This window comes from Scandinavium tedordense (assembly GCF_024764965.1).
GTDB lineage: Bacteria > Pseudomonadota > Gammaproteobacteria > Enterobacterales > Enterobacteriaceae > Scandinavium > Scandinavium tedordense.
In genome coordinates this window covers 1-473 of the sequence record NZ_JALIGG010000027.1, presented here as the reverse complement: position 1 = coordinate 473, position 473 = coordinate 1, and the positions used below count along the sequence as shown (strand labels likewise).

Below are 473 nucleotides of genomic sequence, written 5' to 3'. Positions count from 1 at the left end.
GTTCCGCGATGGATGGTCACGCCTTCGCGGATCACGTTGTGGTCACCGATCACCAGGCGCGTCGGCTCGCCCTTGTATTTCAGGTCGGGAGTATCCTCGCCGACGCTGGAAAACTGGTAGATGCGGTTGTGCTTGCCGATCTTCGTGGGGCCCTTGAGCACCACGTGCGGACCGATCACCGTCCCTTCACCGATCTCCACTTCCGCCCCGACGATGGACCACGGGCCCACCTGGACGTCAGCCGCCAGCCTGGCGCTCGGATCGATGATGGCGCGAGGATCGATCAAACTCATAGTTTGCGTTCCGCACAGATGATTTCAGCCGAGCATACCGGCTTGTCGTCGACGGTAGCGTGGCAGTCGAATTTCCAGATGCTGCGCTTCACGCTGATGAACTTGGCGTGCAGTTGCAGTTGGTCGCCCGGCAGGACCGGCTGGCGGAAGCGCAGCTTGTCCGAACCGACGAAGTAGTAA

1 protein-coding gene and 1 pseudogene are annotated in these 473 nt (G+C 61.1%); both read right to left on the bottom strand.

All coding sequences use genetic code 11. The features are described from left to right. Positions 1-293: pseudogene (locus tag MUU46_RS00135) on the bottom strand (acyl-ACP--UDP-N-acetylglucosamine O-acyltransferase); the annotation flags it as partial. After that, positions 290-473: hotdog domain-containing protein (locus tag MUU46_RS00130; protein ID WP_309582928.1), on the bottom strand; the 184-nt coding region annotated here is incomplete at its 5' end. The gene MUU46_RS00130 and the pseudogene MUU46_RS00135, both read right to left, overlap by 4 nt.